Below are 18,879 nucleotides of genomic sequence, written 5' to 3'. Positions count from 1 at the left end.
ATTTTAAATTAAATTTCTGACAACCAACAACTATCAACCAACAACCAAACTATGTTACAGGTTAATTTTTTGCGCGAGAACAAAGAGCGCGTTTTGGAAGGCTTGAAGAAAAGAAACTTCAAGGAACTCGATTTGGTCCAGGCAGCAATTGATGCTGACGACGAGAGAAAAAAATTACAGTTTGAGCTGGACTCACAACTTTCTGAAATGAACAGGATCTCCAAAGAAATCGGAATTCTGATGAAAGAAGGGAAAAAAGAGGAGGCAGAGGCTGCAAAATCCAAAACATCGCAGTTCAAAGAATCCAGCAAAGAATTACAATCTCAACTGAATGATACTGAGAAAAGCTTGCTCAACATCCTTTATCAGATCCCCAATATCCCCAATGAGAAAGTTGTGGCAGGTGTTTCAGCTGATGACAACGAAACCATTTACCAATCTGTGGAAGTCCACGGCTTGGGACAGGGCGCGATCCCGCACTGGGAATTGGCAAAAAAATACAATTTGATCGATTTTGAACTGGGTGTGAAAATAGCCGGAGCGGGTTTCCCGGTTTATCTTGGGAAAGGAGCGCGTTTGCAAAGAGCTTTGGTTCAGTATTTCCTCGATAAAAACACAGATGCCGGTTATCTGGAAGTGAATCCGCCACACGTGGTAAACGAAGCTTCCGGTTACGGAACAGGGCAATTACCGGACAAAGAAGGGCAGATGTATTATATAGGTGCAGATGATCTTTATCTGATTCCAACAGCCGAAGTTCCGGTGACTAATATTTACCGTGATGTTTTGCTGGATGAGAAGGATTTGCCAATTAAGAATACGGCTTTTTCACAATGTTACAGGAGAGAAGCTGGAAGTTACGGAGCACACGTGAGAGGCCTCAACAGACTTCACCAATTCGAGAAAGTGGAGATTGTAAGAATCGAGAAACCGGAAAATTCTTATGCCGTTTTGGAAGAGATGGTAGCGCACATCCAATCTATTTTGGAAGATCTGGAACTGCCTTACAGAATCCTGAGACTTTGCGGAGGAGACACTGGTTTTGCATCTGCAATGACTTACGATTTCGAAGTATGGAGCGCAGCACAGGAAAAATGGTTAGAAGTAAGTTCAGTTTCCAATTTTGAAACCTTCCAGGCCAACCGGTTAAAGTGCCGTTACAAAGGTACCGAAGGTAAGTCCCAATTGGTTCATACACTGAATGGTTCTGCAATGGCTTTGCCAAGAATAATGGCAGCCCTTTTGGAGAACAACCAGACAGAAGAAGGTATTAGGCTTCCGAAAAAAGTTGCAGAATATGCAAGATTTGAATTAATTAATTAATTCAAATTCTAATAAAAATAAAAAAATCGCAAATTTTACTTTGCGATTTTTTTTATTCTAATAATTTAAATATAATTTTAGAGGTCATAAGATATTTACATATCATCAATATTCTTTATTAAAAGGATTTCTCATTATTTCTAACGCTCGCAGATTTTTCCAATTATGCAGATGCTGAAAATCCGAATCTGTAAAATCTGCCTGATTAGCGAGAATATCATATTTTCCAGTAGGTATTTAAGTTATGACCTTTATATCTTTTTTGTCATTCCATAGGAATCTTAACAGTCTAGATTCCTACGGAATGACAAACTTATATGTCAAATAGGTGATCAAATGACTTTGCGAACTTTAAAAATTTTTCAATATTGAAAAAAAATGTGACTTTGTTTTTAAACTATTTCAAATTCAAATAATAAGTCCAGATCAGGCGGATTTCTGAATAATCAAATTCCGGGGGCAAAACAGCCTTCCAGTCATTGACATTGTCCTGCGGATTTTCCTTAAAGGTGATCTCAAAGATTTTGATTTTCTCTTTCGGATAGATTCTCAGCAGATCATTTTTGTCCAATACATTTTGTTCTGCAAATTTTGCCAGATGCCCAAAGATGGTAGATGCCACAAGGCCTCTTTCTTTCGCGATCTCAGAAACCGTCTTTCCTTCCTGGAAAAGCTGATAAGTCAAAACATGGGTCGGGACCTTTTTGATTTTCAGAGAAACCTCCACATCTTTTTCTTTATCATATAGCGGCGTATCCAGAAGATGGACATCCTTCAGATCCTTCAGGTAATCTTCAATATCATCCAGCCAAACCCGAAAATCTTCATTAAAAGCTTTTAAGCCTTTTACACCTTTTGTCTCAGAATAAAAATCTTTGAGCGGCGAGAAAACTTTCTCATTAACATTGGTGAAAAAGAAATTGACAGCACCTTTTGCCTTGTTTTCGATCTCCGGCCATTCTTCCTCACCCAGAAGGAATTTGTGCGTTTTTTGAAGCAAGATTCGCTCAAATTTCAGGAAAATTGTGACCAGGTTATCAATCTCAGATTTTAAGCTGATATAGAGCTGATGCGATTTATTCTTATCAATAAATTTACTGCTTCGGCCCATAACCATCCAATTTTCCAGTGCCGAGGCATACCAGTTGCAGTCGATTCTTCTGATTACTTTTTGGATGCTGTAATCGTATTTTTCCGAATTGATGATTTCCTCAATTTTCGCATTAGCATGTGTTTCATCCTGAAATTTGGCTACTCTTTTATCGCTAAAAATCACATCAGGCGTAATCTTGGATTTTAGGATAATCCCTTCCAAGGTTCTGCATCGTGAAAGTGCCACGTAAACCTGGCCGGAAGCAAAACTTTTACCTGCATCGATAATGAGACGGTCAAACGTCAACCCTTGGCTCTTATGGATGGTTACAGCCCATGCCAGCCGGATAGGGAACTGTTTGAAGCTGCCCAAAACCTCTTCCTGAATGTTTTTTTCTGCATCCAGGGAATATTTTTTCTGTTCCCATGTTTCGGCCTTTAGTTTAATCTCTTCCTCGCTGCCATCCAGAAGTACGGAAATCTCATCTTCATCCAGATAAGAAATTTGGCCCAGTTTTCCGTTGTAATATTTTTTGTCAGCCGATGTATCATTGCGGATAAACATAATCTGCGCACCAACTTTCAGCTCAAGGACCTCATCATTAGGGTATTGTGTCTCGCGGAAATCGCCCACTACTTCAGCATTGTAAAAATGAGGTTTCCCACCTAATTCCTTTATTTTTTTCTGATTGATGTCGTCCGCCATTTTGTTATGTGAACACAGGTAAACGTAGGCCTCATCCTTAGGGTCAAAATTAGGCTGGTATCGTGCGTTAAGGGTTTCAAAATCAACATCTTCTACAACACCGTCCCGTATAGCATTAAGGATCTCGAGGAAACTTTCGTCAGTCTGGCGGTAAACTTTGGTAAGTTCCAGAGTTATGAAGTTGCTGTCTTCCAGAGCTTTGGCATGAAAGAAAAAAGGGGATGAATAACACATCGATAGGATATACTCGTCCCTCACGACCGGTGGCAACTGGTAAAGATCACCTATAAACAACATCTGCACACCACCAAAGCGCTGCTGGTTTCTGCGGACGTGGCGCAATGCAAAATCCATCATATCCAAAACATCAGCACGAAGCATGGATGCTTCATCAATAATGATGATCTCGATCTCCCGCAGTAGTTTTAGCTTATCTTTCCTATATTTAAAATGGGGCATCAGATCCGCAATATTGTTGGCAAGATTCTGATCAATCCGTTCTGTGGTAGGGAGAAAAGTCCTGAGAGGCAGGCCAAACATCGAGTGGATGGTGACACCGCCGGCATTGATGGCCGCAATACCTGTTGGTGCAACCACAATGTGTTTTTTCTTTGTTTTTTTGACAAAATCATTTAGAAATGTAGTCTTTCCTGTACCGGCTTTTCCGGTAAGAAAAATATTTCTGTTGGTATGTTCTACAATATCAAAAAGAGAGTCGTTCATCAGGTCAAAAATACGGAAATAACAGAAAATAATTTATCATATTTTTGTAAAAATAAAAAAGCAAATGGGAAGAATAGCAACATCTATAACTCAACAAATCGAAAAATTAGAGGAACGAGGGATGGTTTTAGATATGCCTTTAGATAAAATTAAAGAAGTCCTTTTAGATATCGGATATTATAGGTTAGGGTTTTATTGGCATCCTTTTGAAATCGATAATGAGTCCGATGACAGAATCCATAGATTTCAACCGGAGACAAAATTTTCTACAATACTAGATTTGTATTATTTAGATGTTGATTTAAGACATTTATTAATAAAGTTCATCAATAGAATTGAAGTTAATTATCGGACAAAATTAATCTATTATGCTTCTAACAAGTATAAAAATAGTCCAACTTGGTTTGTTGACCCAAAAGTTATTACAAAAAATTTCATCGATGATTTTGATAAATATTATAATGATGATTTCAAAAAAACAAAAGTTATAGCTAAACATCATAAGAAAAATATTAATGATAAATATGCGCCAGCTTGGAAAACATTAGAGTATTTTACATTTGGAACTAATCTGAAAATTTATAAATCATTTTTAGATTCTGATATTAAGGAAAGAATCTCAGAAATTTATAATGTAAAGGATACTTCAAAATTTATTAAACTAATGGAAACAATTGTTTTCGTGAGAAATTATTGTGCTCACAGTGGCGTAATGTTTGACTTACGAAATACTTATGGTATTCCTAAATTGCCATTCTATGAATTTAATAATAACGACAGGCATTGCTTAGATTCCTGTATGAAAATTATAAATTTTATTTTGTATCAAATATCAGAAAATCGTTCTCAAGAAATGATGAAATCATTAGAGCAATTATTTCTTAAGTATGCTGATAAAAATGCAGTTATAAAAGATATTATAGATAATAAAATTAGATTTGTTGGCTCTAAATAAATTATTTTTTCTTATTTATATAATTTTTTTTAACTTTGCAAAACAAAAGTGTCCCACTATTCATTTTATGCTTTAGTGCTGCACTATAAAAAAAGAAATTTTAGCCTCGGATTTACTCTGAGGTTTTTTGTTTTAATTACTTAATTCTATCCGGATTTTTTTTCAGGAAGCTGTCCCATCCGGAGTATGATTTTTCTTGCGATAAATTCCCGGAGTTAAAATGATGACAAACAGCCACAGCCAATCCATCAGATGCGTCAAGATATTTTGTAGGAAATTCTTTTAACTTAAGAAGATTCTGGAGCATTCCAGCCACTTGTTCTTTGCTGGCATTTCCGTTTCCGGTGATTGCCATTTTTACTTTTTTTGGAGAATATTCGGTAATGGGTACATCTCTGTGAAGGCTTGCCGCCATCGCCACGCCCTGCGCGCGCCCCAATTTGAGCATACTTTGTACATTTTTCCCAAAAAAGGGTGCTTCCAGTGCGGTCATGTCGGGGTGGTACTCATCAATCAGTGCGAGGGTTTTATCAAAAATAATTTTAAGTTTTGTCTCGTGGTTGTCATATTTTTTCAGGATTAACTCGTGGATGGCTACCAACTCCATCTTATTTCCTTTGACAGAAATAATTCCAAATCCCATAACACTTGTACCCGGATCGATGCCCAAAATTATCTTTTCAACTAACATAATGGCAAAAATACGTTAAGATTTTCATAAAGTTGTCAGGCTTAATTTTATTTTAATCAAAAATTTCTAATTTTAAAATCTTAAAATTAATAGATAACACATGAAAAATTTTCTACTCACTGCAGCGGTGGTGTTTTATGCAGGATATGCAACGCCTGTATTTTCACAAAAGGCTGAAACTCCAAAATTTATCAGTAATGTGGAAGGGATCAAAGAGTACTCCCTTAGCAATGGCATGAAGGTTCTCCTGATCCCTGACGGTTCCCAAAGTAATATGGTGGTGAACATTGTTTACAACGTTGGATCAAAGAACGAGGGTTATGGCGAAAAAGGTATGGCTCACCTATTAGAGCACATGCTTTTCAAAAGTACCAAAAATTTGGGTGATATCAAGAAACAGCTTTCAGACAAAGGTGGTCGGGCTAATGGTACAACCTGGTATGACAGAACCAATTATTATGAAGTGTTCCCATCCAGCGACGAAAACCTAAAATGGTCTTTGCAAATGGAAGCTGACAGAATGCTGAATGCAACCATCCTGCAATCGGATCTGGATAAGGAATTCTCTGTTGTACGAAACGAATTTGAAATCGGAGAAAATAATCCAGGTAGTGTGTTGATGGAGCGTATTGCTTCCACAGCTTACCTGTGGCATAACTACGGTAACAGTACAATAGGCAGCAAAGAAGATATAGAACGTGTAAAAGCACCTACACTTAGAAAGTTCTATGAAAAGTATTACCAGCCAGACAATGCGACACTGATTATTGCTGGTAAATTTGATGAAAAACAGGCTCTTAATTATATTTCCCAGTATTTTTCTGTACTTCCGAGGCCATCACGGGTGTTGGATGAGAGTTATACTGTAGAGCCGGCACAGGACGGAGAACGTTTTGTAGAGCTCAAACGTGCAGGCGACAGCAAAGTTGTGGGCGCTCTTTACCACACAGTACCTTTTGCAGATAAAGACTATGCGGCACTGGATGCATTGTCAGAGATTTTGACGGCCGATCCGTCAGGATATCTTTACAAATCTATGATTGATTCTCACAAAGCAGCTTCAGTTTATGCTTATCAGCAACAGCTGAGAGATGCTGGTTTTATGTACTTTGGTTTGGAGATACCGGCCGATAAAGATGTAAAAGCAACAGAAAATGACTTCCGTGCAGAGTTGGACAAAATTGGGACTACCAAATATACAGAACAGGATTTGGCAAGAGCTAAGGCAAAACTGTTAAAACAGATTGAGAATATTAAAAATAATACAATCAATTATGCGATTGGTTTAACCGAGATTGTTGGTGCCGGCGGTTACAAACTGGGATTTCTGTACCGTGATAATGTAGAAAAACTCACGCTAGCGGACGTTCAAAAAGCAGCTGAGAAATACTTCAGAACCAACAATAGAACCATTGGTATTTTCATTCCTACGAAAGATGAAGTCCGGGTAAAAAATGTAGAGTACAGCAATGACCAGCTTGCCGCATTAACAAAGGATTACAAAGGCAAAGCCCTGGAAAAAGAAGCCGCTCCATTTGAAGCCAGCATCAAAAACCTGAAGGCAAACCTTACCGAGGGTACACTAAGCAATGGCATGAAGTATGGCGTTATCAAAAAAGAAATCAAGGGTGGGAAAGTCCTGGCCAGTTTCCGTTTTCCGGTGAGTAATGCCAAAGATCTCAGTGGCAAATCCGATGTCGGATCACTTATGGCTCAGGTTCTTAAGACAGGAACCAAGTCTCACACCAAGGAGCAGATTCAGGATATGCTCGATCAATGGAAATCCAATGTTAACTTCGGTTTTGGAGGCCAGACTTTATATGTTAACGTAAGCACTTACAAAGAAAACTTACCAAAAGTAATGGGGTTAATCAAAGAAATCCTGACAGAGTCCACCTTCCCTGAGGCTGAATTGGTAAAAACCATCAATGAGTATAACACATATCTGGAAGGTTCTCTCAACGATCCTCAGTCTATTGCCTTTAATGAGATCGAAAAGATTACCAAAAATTATCCTAAAGAGAGCATCTATTATACTGCCTCTACACAGGAGCAGATAGACAACAACAAAAAAGTCAAGAGAGAGCAGTTGGTAGATTTTTATAATAAAATTTTAGGGTCCAATAATGGTGTGGGAACTGTGGTTGGCGATCTAGATACCAAAACGGCTGGGTCTCTTTTGGAAGACACATTCGGAAAATGGAACTCCAAATCCAAGTACGAATACATTAAACCGGAATTATTTGCAACCAAAAAACTGGACAAAGATTACCTGACGCCAGATAAGGAAAATGGTGCGGCTGTTGGCAAGATTGCATTCTCCATGGACAGAAACTCTCCGGACTATCCGGCGCTAATTATCGCCAACGAAATGCTGGGAAGCGGCGGATTCCTTACCGCAAGGATACCAACCAGACTTCGTGAGAAAGAAGGAATTAGTTATGGTGCAGGCTCTTTCGTAAGCATTCCTGTAGACAACAATGTAGCGTCCTGGAGTTGGTATGCATTCTTTAACCCAACCAAAAAAGATGCGGTAAACAAAGCGCTTAAAGAAGAAGTCAACAAAGCTGTGAAAGAAGGCTTTACAGAGGAAGAATTCAAGTCTAATTTGACATCATGGCTCAATGGCAGAAAAACCGGTTTGGGTAATGATAATACCTTGATGAACCTTGTTAATACTCAGTTGCAGTACGGCGTTCCATTAGAAGATTACGATACGCTGGAAGCAAAAGTATCGGCGCTGAAAGTCAGCCAGGTCAACGATGTGTTAAGAAAATACATCAGCGAAGATAAGATGACTTCTGTCTTTGCAGGAGACTTCAACAAGAAATAAGTCATTTCAAAATACTAAAAAACCGCCTCAAATATTTTGAGGCGGTTTTTTGTTTTTTTTTAGGAGCCGGGAACCTGCTGTCCGCTGTATCTTTTGCAAAAACCCAAAGCTTTTTCCATCGCATAATTTGCAAAAGGATGCCGCTGCCATCAGGGCTAGGGTTACAATTGTCAAACAGCTTTTACCATAAATATCCCGTTAATCTTTTTTTTATGAAATCCTAAGGTCAGAAACAATAATTTTATAATGGTCACAATCCTCAAAACAGATTCCGTTCAGTTTCCAATACGGGTTTTTAGGTTCTAGGATAGGAACGTTATAAATTTCAAGATTAGCAACAATCTTCTGAAACTCTTTCAACGATTCTGGATAGAAAACCAAAATGTCATCGTCATCAAATTTAGATTCAGGAATATTGTTGTCATGAGTGAATTCCAAATGCCAATTCTCATTTTCCTTCCCGAGAAAAACACATCATAACCATTATGTTCTTTGAAATTTCCAAGAACTTTAAAATCCAGAACTTTAGTATAAAAATCAATCAGCTTTTCCAGATTTTTGGTATGTCTTGCGTATCGGAAAATCATTCTTGCATTTTAGGTTAATCACAAAGTTAATGCCTTGGAAAGTTGCAACAATTTTTATCTAAGATAAGATTTCATAGTGCCTTAAAACATAATTGAAGACTAAAAATTTGTGCCTTTGCGTTTATTATTTTTAGTTAATTTAAAACTCGGCCAACTTTTCTTCAGATAAAACTTTCACAACATTCACCCAATTCGCATCTTCATTCAAACAAGGGATATAATCAAATCTTTCGCCGCCGCCATGCAGAAAAATCTCTTTCCCTTCCACAGAGATCTCCTCCAGAGTTTCCAGGCAGTCTGATACAAAAGCAGGACAAACAATCGCCAGTTTTTTGATGCCTTTTTTACCAAGGCCTTCCAGAGTCGCATCGGTGTAAGGCTCAATCCATTTATCTTTTCCCAATCGGGACTGGAAGGTTACCATCACTTTCTCCTTGGGTAGGCCCAATTGCTCCCGCACCAGTTCGGTTACTTTAAAACACTGATGCCTGTAGCAGTATTTGTGGGACGGCAAATCATCTTTCAGGCAACAATTGTCTATGCTGCAGGTTTTAGTAGGGTCGGTTTTATAAATATGGCGTTCCGGAACACCGTGATAGGAAAACTGCAACAGATCGAAATCGGCGGGTAGCTTTTCTTTGATACTTTCTGCCAAAGCTTTGATGTAGATATCCCTGTTGTAGAAAGGTTCTACATAATTAATTTTGATGTCGGGGAAGAATTTTTTTCGGACTTCTTCTGCTTTGTCAATGACTGTTTCTGTGGTACTCATCGCATATTGCGGATAAAGCGGGAACAGCGTGATCTCTGTGACCCCTTTATCCACCAATTCCTGAATGCCGGTTTGGATTGATGGTTCGCCATAGCGCATTCCCAAACCAACGGGAACATCCACAATCTCCTGAAGTTTGTTCTGCAAATGTTTAGAAATTACAATCAGTGGAGAACCTTCGTCTGTCCAAACTGTTTTGTAAGCTTCCGCCGATTTTTTTGGCCTGGTTTTCAGGATAATCCCCTGTACTAATAACGCCCGGAAAATCCAGCGATAATCGATCACTTTCTCATCCATCAGGAACTCGTCCAGATAGTTTTTGACATCTTCAACGCTTGTCGAATTAGGAGAGCCGAGGTTAACCAGAAGGATTCCTTTTTTGTTGTTTGATTGACTCAAAATAGTTTGTTTTTAAACACAATATTTGTCACTCCGGAAGGTTCTAAATGTCTAGGTTCCTCCGGAGTGACAAACTAAATGGTTGATTATCCGTTTACAGCTTCCACATTCTCCACCAGTTCCGGGACAAATTGTTTCAGGATACTCTGGATTCCGTTTTTAAGTGTGGCTGTAGAAGAAGGACAGCCACTGCATGCACCTTGCAAAAGCATTTTTGCCGTTTTGTTTTCCTGATCGTATTCTATCAGGGAGATTTTGCCGCCATCATTTTCCACAGCCGGCGCGACGTATTCATTCAGGATATCGCTGATTTTCTGCTCGTCATTGGTATATTCTCTGTTGATGATTTTGAGAACCGGATTCTCGTGCTGGTGTGGTTCTTCGTTAGAGATTGTTTTGCCGGCCTGCAAAAATTCTGCGATAAAAGAGCGAACAGGATTCATAACCTCGTGCCATTGGAACTGGTCATCTCTGGTTACAGCTACAAAATTATCGCTCACGTATACTTCTTTTACATAATCAAAGGCTTCAAAAAGTTCTTTTGCCAAAGGTACGTCATCAGCTTCCTCCCTGGATTTCACTTCTATAAAGCCATCCATCAGCATCTTGCTGGAGATAAACTTCATCACCGCAGGGTTAGGCGTCATCTCAGAATAGATCTGGTACATCTCTTTTCTTTTCTGAAGGTAGATTCTTGGATTGGCCAGCAATTCGTCCTCGATAATATTCTTCAGGCTTTCGGCAACGTGTTCCCATTCTACAGAATCCTGCTTTGCCACAGCTACAAAATTGGCAGTGATAAATATCCTTTCCACAAAGGGATAATTGAATAATTCCTGAGCCAGTGGGATTTCTGAAATATCAGAATCTCTGTCGAGCTCCAGCGAACCGGGGATTAGATTGTAATCTGCAATGAACTTCATCACCTTTGGGTTCTGAGTAGGTTCTATAATGATTTCTCTCATTTTAAGTATATTGAACTACAAAATTATCGTAAATTGGTGGAAGAAAAAAGCGGGTAGATCCCAATGTTATGTTAAGTTTTGATTATGAGCATCTTTGCGGATTTTCGATTTTTTCTATGGGTTTGATTTGAGTTCTACAACAAACAAAATGCTGAACGGATAACCACGCCGCGCCCCGGATGGAACGGCCTGTTTGAGCTCATCCGCCTCGGGCGGATAGCGAGTAGTGACAGCCGGAAATGGCGCCCAAAATATTAATCATTAACAATTATTATTAAAAATGGCAATTATAAGAGAACTTCTAGGAAAAACGCCTCAACTGGGCGAAAATACCTTTGTGGCAGAAACCGCAGTAATTATAGGCGATGTAACGATGGGGAAAGACTGCAGCATCTGGTATAATGCGGTTTTGAGAGGCGATGTGCACTTTATCAAAATGGGTGACAAAGTCAATGTTCAGGACAATGCGATGATCCACTGCACTTATCAGAAAAGCCCGACTACGATAGGCAATAATGTTTCTATTGGGCATAATGCGATAGTCCACGGCTGTACGATAAAAGACAATGTGCTGATTGGGATGGGTGCGATTGTGATGGATGACTGCCTGGTAGAAAGTAATTCTATTGTGGCGGCGGGCGCTGTGGTAACTGCCAATACACACATCCGAGAAGGCGAGATCTGGGCCGGCGTACCAGCGCGTAAGGTAAAAGATGTTTCCCAAAACCTTATAGAAGGCGAGATCAATCGTATTGCAGACAATTACGTAAAATACTCCGGCTGGTACAAGACTGAGTAAATTGGTACAAAGATTGAATTTCCCAATAAAAAACGAATGAATAAGCTCAATGCTTTTTGGGGAATTTTCAAAGAAACTTTTAAAGAGTGGATGGCATCATCTGCCGCAAAAGATAGCGCGAGCATGGCTTACAATGCTATCTTTTCTCTGCCCGGGCTTTTGATTATTATTATCTGGACAGCAGGGCACTTTTTTGGCGAAGAGGCTGTCAACGGAGAAATCCGACGTCAGATACAAGGTATCATGGGTTACGATGTGGCCAAAAGTATTCAGGATATGATTGCAAGTACTGTGATCGATAAGCAAAACTTCTGGATGAAAGCTTTGGGTGTTGGGACTTTGGTTTTTGGTGCAACCAGCTTGTTTTTCCAGATGCAGACGTCGCTTAATTCGCTTTGGGATGTGGAGGCGGCGCCTAAAAAAGCCTGGCGAAAATTTATTTTGGACAGAGCCAATTCGCTGGGGATGATTCTCATTATTGCGTTTCTGTTATTGGCAAGTATGCTGCTCTCATCATTTATAGGCTTGGCTAATAACTGGATCACCACTTATTTTGGACTAGAAACTTATGTTTTGGTGCAACTCAGTAACTTTTTGTTGGGCTTTGTTGTGATCATTGTCCTGTTTGCCTTTATGTTCAAGGTTTTACCGGATGTTGAGATCCAGTGGAAATCGGTTTGGATTGGCGCAATTGTTACGGCTTTGCTTTTCAATATCGGGAAGATGCTGATGAGTTTTTATTTCGATTTTTCTAAGCCAACTTCGGTTTTTGGCGCGGCGGGAACCGTTATTTTATTGATGATGTGGATCAACTATTCTTGCCAGTTGGTGTTCTTTGGAGCTGAATTTACCAAGGCTTATGCTTATAAAATGGGACATAAAATTATACCATCCAAACATGCCAAATGGAGTAAAAACCACCTTTTGGAAGAGTCTGAAAGTAGCCCGATTGCTGGCAAGCCAGAATCTGCTGAAGTCAAAAAAGTTTAGTTTTCAGAACTTAGCTTAAAAATTTTGAATTAAATCATATAAACACTGTCTGCTAAGGCGGTGTTTTTTTTGTGGAAAATTATGTTTTCTTAAGATAAACAAGGTTTTTCTGTAACAAACAGCTACTGTTGTCATCTAATTTATTAAGTCTTTAAAAAAAATAACTATGGAACTTGAAATTAGAAACATCACCAAAACCTATGCTAATGGCTTAAAAGCATTAGACCATATAAACTTAACAATAGGGAAAGGCATGTTTGGGCTGCTGGGACCAAACGGCGCAGGAAAATCATCATTAATGAGAACTATTGCCGGTTTGCAGGCGCCTGATGCAGGAGAAATATTCCTGGGAGATCTCAATGCATTGACACAGAAGGAAGAACTTAGGAAAATCCTCGGTTATCTTCCTCAGGATTTTGGTTTCTATCCAAAAGTTAATGCCGTAGAATTGCTGAACCATTTTGCCATTCTCAAAGGGATCAGCAATAGAAAAGACCGCAAAGAGATTGTTGACGGATTACTGCATCAAACCAATCTCTACGAAGCCAGAAAAAGAAATGTGAGCGAATATTCCGGTGGGATGAGGCAACGTTTTGGTATTGCCCAGGCTCTTTTGGGAAATCCCAAGCTGATTATTGTGGATGAGCCAACGGCCGGCCTGGACCCGATGGAAAGAAACCGTTTCCACAACCTGCTGAGTGAGATTGGTGAAAATACCATTGTTATATTATCTACGCATATTGTAGACGATGTTAAAAATCTTTGCAACCGCCTCGTAATTCTCAACAGCGGGCAAATTATTCTCGACGGAACACCCAATGGTGTTATCGAAGATTTCCAGGGCAAAATATGGAAAAAGCAATTGGATAAGCCTGATGTGGAGTCTGCAAAAGCGCATTTTCATGTTATCTCCACCCATGTTACTGATGGCAAAGTGGAAGTTCGTGTTTTTTCTGAAAACCAGCCGGATACGGGCTACATCCCGGTAGAGTCTAATCTGGAAGACGTTTATTTCTCAAGCATCACCGAAAAATCACCTGCGCATGTTTAAGGAATTATTCTCTTTCGAACTCAAAAGTGGCTTCAAAAAATGGAGTACACAAATTTACTTTTTTGTTTTTCTGGCTTTGGGTGTTTTGATAGGGCTTGCTACTACAGGCGCTTTTGATACATCTACCACAGACTCTGTCCTTACCAAAAATTCTTCACTGGCCATTGCCAGGATTATTGTTGGGATGAGTGGGAATATTATGGTGCTTCTCAATGGTGTGATGTTGATTTCTATTATGTCAACTGCAATTCAGAAAGATTATGCCTATAATTTTCATGGGCTGCTTTATACCACGCCTATTACCAAGACCGGATACTTTTTCGGGCGGTTTTTCGGTAATTTCCTGATTTCCATTTATATTTTCTCAGGCCTTCTCCTGGGTTATTTTTTGGGGACTTTGTACGGACTTGGCACACCTCTTTTGGGTAGCATCAGCCTGGTGAATTATCTTTGGCCGTTCCTCATTTTTACCGTTGCCAATACGTTTATCCTTGGCTCAATTTTCTTTGCGTTAACCACTTTTACCAGAAGTACGCTGGCCTCATACCTGTTCTGTATCATTTTGCTTCTGTTGTCTGTTTTGAGTGACAGCATCCTGTCTGATATAGAAAATAAGGATCTGGCTTCGCTCATCGATCCATTTGGGAATTATGCGCTGCGGCAGCTGACGCAGTACTGGACACCTTTTGAGCAGAACGATAAGCTGGTTCCGCTTTCCGGAATCCTTTTGTACAATCGTCTGCTATGGATAAGTATTGCAATGCTAATGGTAGGGATTACGTATTATAAATTTGAATTCAATCAGTTTTTACAGCCGTTTTCATTATTCAAAAAGAAGAAAGGCTATGGAGATGAGCCATTATATCAGTCGGATAAAACGCTGGAAGAGGTGCTAGCGGTAAGAAAGGATTTTTCTTATAAAGCAAAATTGCAGGAACTTTTCTACCTGTCCTTCTTTGAGCTGAAAAGGATTGTGTATACGCCTTTTTTCGGGATTATTGCCTTTATATTTTCGGTGATGTTGGTGGTGATTTCCAACTATATGAAATCGATGTACGATGCAGAATCTATTCCCGTAACGTTCCTGATGGCCGAGCTGGCCGAGGAAGGATTGCAGTTTTTTATGCTGTTGCTCATTGTTTTTTTTGCCGGCAACCTCGTCTACCGCGAGCGGGAAAACAAGATTGATGAACTGATAGGTGTAAGCACTGTTTCTAATTTTAACCTGATATTTTCCAAATTTTTGGGATTGGTTTGGATGGTTATCATCATGCAGCTGTTATCCAATGTATTATGTGTCGGGATCCAGCTCTATAAAGGATTTTACCAAATTGATCCTTTGGTTTACCTCAAGTTTGATCTCTACCATCTGCCTTATTATATCGTTTTGATTGGCTTTAGCCTTTTCATACAACTCATTGTTAATAATAAGTATTTTGGCTTTTTCCTTATTTTGTTTCCCATTATTTTCCTGCCGATTATCTACAACTATCTGGAGTGGGACGGGATCCTGTACAAATTCAATTCATCAGGGCCACAACTGCCTTATTCTGATTTAAACGGATTTGGGCAGACACTCTGGAGTTATCTTACCGTGAAGTCTTACTGGATTCTGATGATGCTGTTTTTGCTGTTTGTTGCATTGATGGTTTTCCCGCGAGGTAAGGAGAAAAGTTTTTCTAAAAAATACCTGCTTTCAAAAAGCTCGTTTAAGGTAAAACACAAAGTGTTGTTGGTCGTGCTTCTTCTGGCAACTATCGGGACCGGCGGATTTATCTATTATAATACACAGGTTCTCAATAAATTCTATACGCAGGTTGAGATGGAAAAAATGCGTGTGGATTATGAGAAAAAGTATAAATATCTGGAGAAATTGGAGCAGCCAAGAATTGTTTCGTCTGATCTTAAAATTAATTTATATCCCAAAAAACTGAGTTGGGACGTTGCCGGAACCTACTGGATAAAAAATAAACATCAGAAGCCAATAGACAGCATTGTCCTCAAATATCCGAATAACCTGAGCGGCAATTATTCGTTTACAAAAATGCAATTGGCAACAGCAGAGAAAACGCTTTGGAATGACGAGAAGGTCGGGCTAAAACTGGTAAAACTTAGCCAGCCATTACAGCCGGGCGATTCTGTCCGCATGGATTTTCAGTACACTTATCAGCCAAGAGGTTTTGAAAATTCTGATGTAGAAACCGATGTGGTGGCAAACGGATCATTTTTCAATTCCGGTAATCTTCCGGGATTGGGTTACAGCGAAGAAGCCGAACTTTCTGAAAATACCGCGCGGAAAAAATATGGGCTAAAACCTAAACCAAGAATGGCTAATGTGAATGATCAGAAGGCCAGGATGAACAATTATATTTCCAATGATGCAGACTGGATCAGGTTTCAAACCCAGATTTCTACAGACAGCGATCAGACAGCTATTGCACCGGGCTATTTGCAGAAAGAATGGACCACAAAAGGAAGGCGCTATTTTACCTACAAAATGGATGCGCCCATTCTTAATTTCTATGCGTTTTTATCTGCCGATTATCAGGTTAAAAAATCAAAATGGAACAATGTAAATATTGAGATCTATTATCAGAAAGGCCACGAATATAACCTAGACAGGATGATTGCATCCATTCAAAAATCTTTGGATTATTTCACCAAAAACTTTGGACCTTACCAGCACAGGCAGGTTAGGATCATCGAGTTTCCAAGATATGCATCGTTTGCCCAGTCTTTCCCCAACACAATACCTTACTCCGAAGAAATTGGTTTCCTGACAAAAGTGGATCCTAATAATCCTTCAAAAATTGATGTGCCTTTTTATGTTACTTCTCATGAGGTGGCGCACCAGTGGTGGGCGCATCAGGTGATTGGCGGTAATGTGCAGGGAAGTGTGATGATGGCAGAAACCTTTTCGCAGTATTCTGCACTGATGGTGATGGAGCACCAGTATGGCAGGCCTGCTATGAAGAAGTTTTTGGCCTACGAGATGGATAAATATTTGCGTGGCAGAACCAACGAAGCCAAAGCCGAAATGCCGCTAATGCTGGTGGAGAATCAGAATTATATTCATTATAACAAAGGCAGCGTGGTAATGTATGCACTAAAAGATTATCTGGGAGAAGCAAAACTGAATTCGGTGATGAAGAAATATCTTAATCAAACTAAATATCAGGAACCACCGTATACCAACTCTGTAGAATTTGTAAATCTGCTGAAGAAGGAGACGCCTGACAGCTTACAGTATGTGATAAAAGATATGTTTGAGACCATTACGCTTTATGAGAACTATGTTAAAGACTTGTCTTATAAAAAAACCGGAAGCAGATACGAGGTAAAACTGACTGTTGGCAGCGCCAAATACAGGTCTGATGCGCAGGGGAAATCTAAGCGGGTTCCTGTCGCGGATTATATTGATGTGGGTGTTTTTGGGCCTAAATCAGCCAAATATCCGGAAGGCAAAGAGTTGGTTTTACAGAAAATTAAAATGGATAAGCCGGAGAAAACATTCACTTTTTGGGTGAATGAAGAACCACAACAGGCGGGTATAGATCCTTATGCTAAACTGATTGACAGAAATTCTAAAAATAATACCCATGACTTTAGGTCAAAACCAGAAAAAGTGGATCTTGCAGCAGATTCAAAATCCGGGAAAACAGGTGTCACCGTTACTGTAGGAGATTGATGTGAAGAAACAGTTGCGGCGAACATATCAAAGAACGGTTAAAAATTAATAGTGAGCCGAGCAGAATTGGTACAAATTTAGCTATTTGGTTTTGCCTAATACTATTTGTAACAAAATAACGTTTTGGATAACATATTGAATTTTAATTCTACAAAAAATGAAAAATACCAATACCTATAAAATGAATGGATTTCAGCATTTTCTGATGCTTTGTTCGGGTGCCAATATCCATTTACTCAAAAAATCCCCTACAGAATGGAACAAATTTGCCGGTATAGGCGGCATTGTTCTGTTCACTGCCATTTTTGCCACACTGTCTGCGGGTTACGCCATGTTTACCGTTTTTGATAATCTCTGGACAGCCATTGGATTTGGGATTTTGTGGGGACTAATGATCTTTAATCTGGATCGGTACATCGTTTCCTCGATCAAAAAAACCGGATCCTGGTGGAATCAGATTCTGATGACTATCCCAAGGTTGATTTTAGCAGTATTTCTCGGGATTATCATTTCAAAACCTTTGGAGTTAAAGATTTTTGAGAAAGAAGTGAACAAACAGTTGAATACCATTATCCAGAGAAATAAAAAGCAACTTCAGACCGAGATGAATGGGCGAATCATGCAACAGTCAGGGCCATTCGAGAAAGAGAAAACAGGCATCCAGAATCAGATCAAAAATTATCAGCTGGCTTACGATTCTGCATCGGTAGAACTGGAGAAGGAGATCCTGGGAAAACAATCCGGGTTAACGAGTGGTAAAGTTGGTTTCGGAAGCAATGCCAAACGGAAAGCTGAGCTGAAAGAGCAAAAGCGGCTGGATCTGGAAAATTACCAAAAACAGATGCAGCCCCGGTTGCAATACCTGGATGGGGAAATCTCAAAAGTCTACACCAACCTGGAAACCGAGCGAAAATCAACAGAAACTTTTGAAGATAAATTCAATGGCTTTGCAGCAAGGTTGCAGGCATTGGATGAGTTGGGGAAAAATTCCCCCATCATGGCTTTAGCAGCCAGTTTTATTATGGGCCTGTTTATCTGTCTGGAGATTTCTCCGGTGCTGATCAAGCTGATTTCCCATGTTGGCCCTTACGATTACCTTCTGGAAAAAACGGAAAACGAGTTCAGACTTTACTCCAGAGAAAAAATTACAAAAGCTAATGCCCTAACCGATTACCGGATTGAGGATTTTGAAGATGATTTGAAAACAAAACGAGAACAAAAAGATCATAATTCATCAATATAAAACCATAAAAAATATTGTTATTGCAGAAGATAGATGGACGTTAAACAGATGTCTCAAATTAT

The 18,879-nt window shown here is 39.4% G+C and carries 14 protein-coding genes; 8 read left to right on the top strand and 6 right to left on the bottom strand.

Annotation, left to right across the window (positions count from 1 at the left end):
- Positions 1 to 51 precede the first annotated feature (51 nt).
- Entirely contained in the window at positions 52 to 1,323 is a 1,272-nt protein-coding gene (gene serS, locus B0B05_RS08635; protein WP_076783257.1) for a serine--tRNA ligase, read from the top strand.
- Between the two features lie 397 nt (positions 1,324 to 1,720).
- Here serS and B0B05_RS08630 read toward each other — a convergent pair whose 3' ends face one another.
- Positions 1,721 to 3,844, bottom strand: a complete 2,124-nt coding sequence (locus B0B05_RS08630) for a helix-turn-helix domain-containing protein (protein WP_076783256.1) — start codon at positions 3,842 to 3,844, stop codon at positions 1,721 to 1,723.
- A 64-nt stretch (positions 3,845 to 3,908) separates the two neighbouring features.
- On the opposite strand from B0B05_RS08630, the gene B0B05_RS08625 reads away from it, so the two are divergent.
- Positions 3,909 to 4,799, top strand: a complete 891-nt coding sequence (locus B0B05_RS08625) for an Abi family protein (protein ID WP_076783255.1) — start codon at positions 3,909 to 3,911, stop codon at positions 4,797 to 4,799.
- Positions 4,800 to 4,935: 136 nt separating this feature from the next.
- On the opposite strand, the gene ruvC is transcribed toward B0B05_RS08625, so the two are convergent.
- Complete coding sequence (gene ruvC / locus B0B05_RS08620; RefSeq protein WP_076783254.1) at positions 4,936 to 5,490, bottom strand: crossover junction endodeoxyribonuclease RuvC; 555 nt, start codon at positions 5,488 to 5,490, stop codon at positions 4,936 to 4,938.
- A gap of 100 nt (positions 5,491 to 5,590) precedes the next feature.
- Here ruvC and B0B05_RS08615 point away from each other — a divergent pair, with 100 nt between their 5' ends.
- On the top strand, positions 5,591 to 8,323 hold the full coding sequence (locus tag B0B05_RS08615; protein WP_076783253.1) for a M16 family metallopeptidase: 2,733 nt from the start codon (positions 5,591 to 5,593) through the stop codon (positions 8,321 to 8,323).
- A 210-nt stretch (positions 8,324 to 8,533) separates the two neighbouring features.
- Here B0B05_RS08615 and B0B05_RS16435 read toward each other — a convergent pair whose 3' ends face one another.
- From B0B05_RS16435 to B0B05_RS08600, 4 genes are all read right to left on the bottom strand, one after another.
- Positions 8,534 to 8,761, bottom strand: coding sequence for a hypothetical protein (locus B0B05_RS16435; protein WP_143745979.1), 228 nt, complete (start codon positions 8,759 to 8,761; stop codon positions 8,534 to 8,536).
- The gene (locus tag B0B05_RS17200) at positions 8,680 to 8,910 is read right to left on the bottom strand and encodes a VOC family protein (RefSeq protein WP_084173912.1); all 231 of its coding nucleotides are present in this window, start codon (positions 8,908 to 8,910) and stop codon (positions 8,680 to 8,682) included. The genes B0B05_RS16435 and B0B05_RS17200 overlap by 82 nt, the downstream gene beginning before the upstream one ends.
- Before the next feature lie 139 nt (positions 8,911 to 9,049).
- Positions 9,050 to 10,081, bottom strand: coding sequence for a ferrochelatase (gene hemH / locus B0B05_RS08605; protein ID WP_076783252.1), 1,032 nt, complete (start codon positions 10,079 to 10,081; stop codon positions 9,050 to 9,052).
- An 86-nt stretch (positions 10,082 to 10,167) separates the two neighbouring features.
- Positions 10,168 to 11,046 carry a NifU family protein gene (locus B0B05_RS08600; protein ID WP_076783251.1) on the bottom strand — a complete coding sequence of 293 codons (879 nt, stop codon included), beginning with the start codon at positions 11,044 to 11,046 and terminating at the stop codon, positions 10,168 to 10,170.
- A gap of 280 nt (positions 11,047 to 11,326) precedes the next feature.
- On the opposite strand from B0B05_RS08600, the gene B0B05_RS08595 reads away from it, so the two are divergent.
- From B0B05_RS08595 to B0B05_RS08575, 5 genes are all read left to right on the top strand, one after another.
- A complete protein-coding gene (locus tag B0B05_RS08595) occupies positions 11,327 to 11,845 on the top strand; it encodes a gamma carbonic anhydrase family protein (RefSeq protein WP_076783250.1) in 519 nt (172 codons plus the stop codon).
- A gap of 36 nt (positions 11,846 to 11,881) precedes the next feature.
- Positions 11,882 to 12,835, top strand: coding sequence for a YihY/virulence factor BrkB family protein (locus B0B05_RS08590; RefSeq protein ID WP_076783249.1), 954 nt, complete (start codon positions 11,882 to 11,884; stop codon positions 12,833 to 12,835).
- 166 nt (positions 12,836 to 13,001) lie between these two features.
- Complete coding sequence (locus tag B0B05_RS08585; protein WP_076783248.1) at positions 13,002 to 13,886, top strand: ABC transporter ATP-binding protein; 885 nt, start codon at positions 13,002 to 13,004, stop codon at positions 13,884 to 13,886.
- Entirely contained in the window at positions 13,879 to 17,574 is a 3,696-nt protein-coding gene (locus B0B05_RS08580) for an ABC transporter permease/M1 family aminopeptidase (RefSeq protein WP_076783247.1), read from the top strand. Before B0B05_RS08585 ends, B0B05_RS08580 begins: the two co-directional genes overlap by 8 nt.
- Positions 17,575 to 17,731: 157 nt before the next feature.
- Positions 17,732 to 18,817 carry a DUF4407 domain-containing protein gene (locus tag B0B05_RS08575; protein ID WP_076783246.1) on the top strand — a complete coding sequence of 362 codons (1,086 nt, stop codon included), beginning with the start codon at positions 17,732 to 17,734 and terminating at the stop codon, positions 18,815 to 18,817.
- The last annotated feature ends 62 nt before the right edge of the window (positions 18,818 to 18,879 follow it).

It is taken from the genome of Epilithonimonas bovis DSM 19482 (assembly GCF_900108115.1).
In the GTDB taxonomy this organism is placed as follows: domain Bacteria; phylum Bacteroidota; class Bacteroidia; order Flavobacteriales; family Weeksellaceae; genus Epilithonimonas; species Epilithonimonas bovis.
This window is presented reverse-complemented; position numbering and strand designations above follow the sequence as displayed.

What these genes read in the sequence shown, in the direction of transcription:
- serS (WP_076783257.1), top strand. Translation starts at nt 52, where the DNA reads ATGTTACAGGTTAATTTTTTGCGCGAGAACAAAGAGCGCGTTTTGGAA.
- B0B05_RS08630 (WP_076783256.1), bottom strand. Translation starts at nt 3,844, where the DNA reads ATGAACGACTCTCTTTTTGATATTGTAGAACATACCAACAGAAATATT.
- B0B05_RS08625 (WP_076783255.1), top strand. Translation starts at nt 3,909, where the DNA reads ATGGGAAGAATAGCAACATCTATAACTCAACAAATCGAAAAATTAGAG.
- ruvC (WP_076783254.1), bottom strand. Translation starts at nt 5,490, where the DNA reads ATGTTAGTTGAAAAGATAATTTTGGGCATCGATCCGGGTACAAGTGTT.
- B0B05_RS08615 (WP_076783253.1), top strand. Translation starts at nt 5,591, where the DNA reads ATGAAAAATTTTCTACTCACTGCAGCGGTGGTGTTTTATGCAGGATAT.
- B0B05_RS17200 (WP_084173912.1), bottom strand. Translation starts at nt 8,910, where the DNA reads ATGATTTTCCGATACGCAAGACATACCAAAAATCTGGAAAAGCTGATT.
- B0B05_RS08600 (WP_076783251.1), bottom strand. Translation starts at nt 11,046, where the DNA reads ATGAGAGAAATCATTATAGAACCTACTCAGAACCCAAAGGTGATGAAG.
- B0B05_RS08595 (WP_076783250.1), top strand. Translation starts at nt 11,327, where the DNA reads ATGGCAATTATAAGAGAACTTCTAGGAAAAACGCCTCAACTGGGCGAA.
- B0B05_RS08590 (WP_076783249.1), top strand. Translation starts at nt 11,882, where the DNA reads ATGAATAAGCTCAATGCTTTTTGGGGAATTTTCAAAGAAACTTTTAAA.
- B0B05_RS08585 (WP_076783248.1), top strand. Translation starts at nt 13,002, where the DNA reads ATGGAACTTGAAATTAGAAACATCACCAAAACCTATGCTAATGGCTTA.
- B0B05_RS08580 (WP_076783247.1), top strand. Translation starts at nt 13,879, where the DNA reads ATGTTTAAGGAATTATTCTCTTTCGAACTCAAAAGTGGCTTCAAAAAA.
- B0B05_RS08575 (WP_076783246.1), top strand. Translation starts at nt 17,732, where the DNA reads ATGAAAAATACCAATACCTATAAAATGAATGGATTTCAGCATTTTCTG.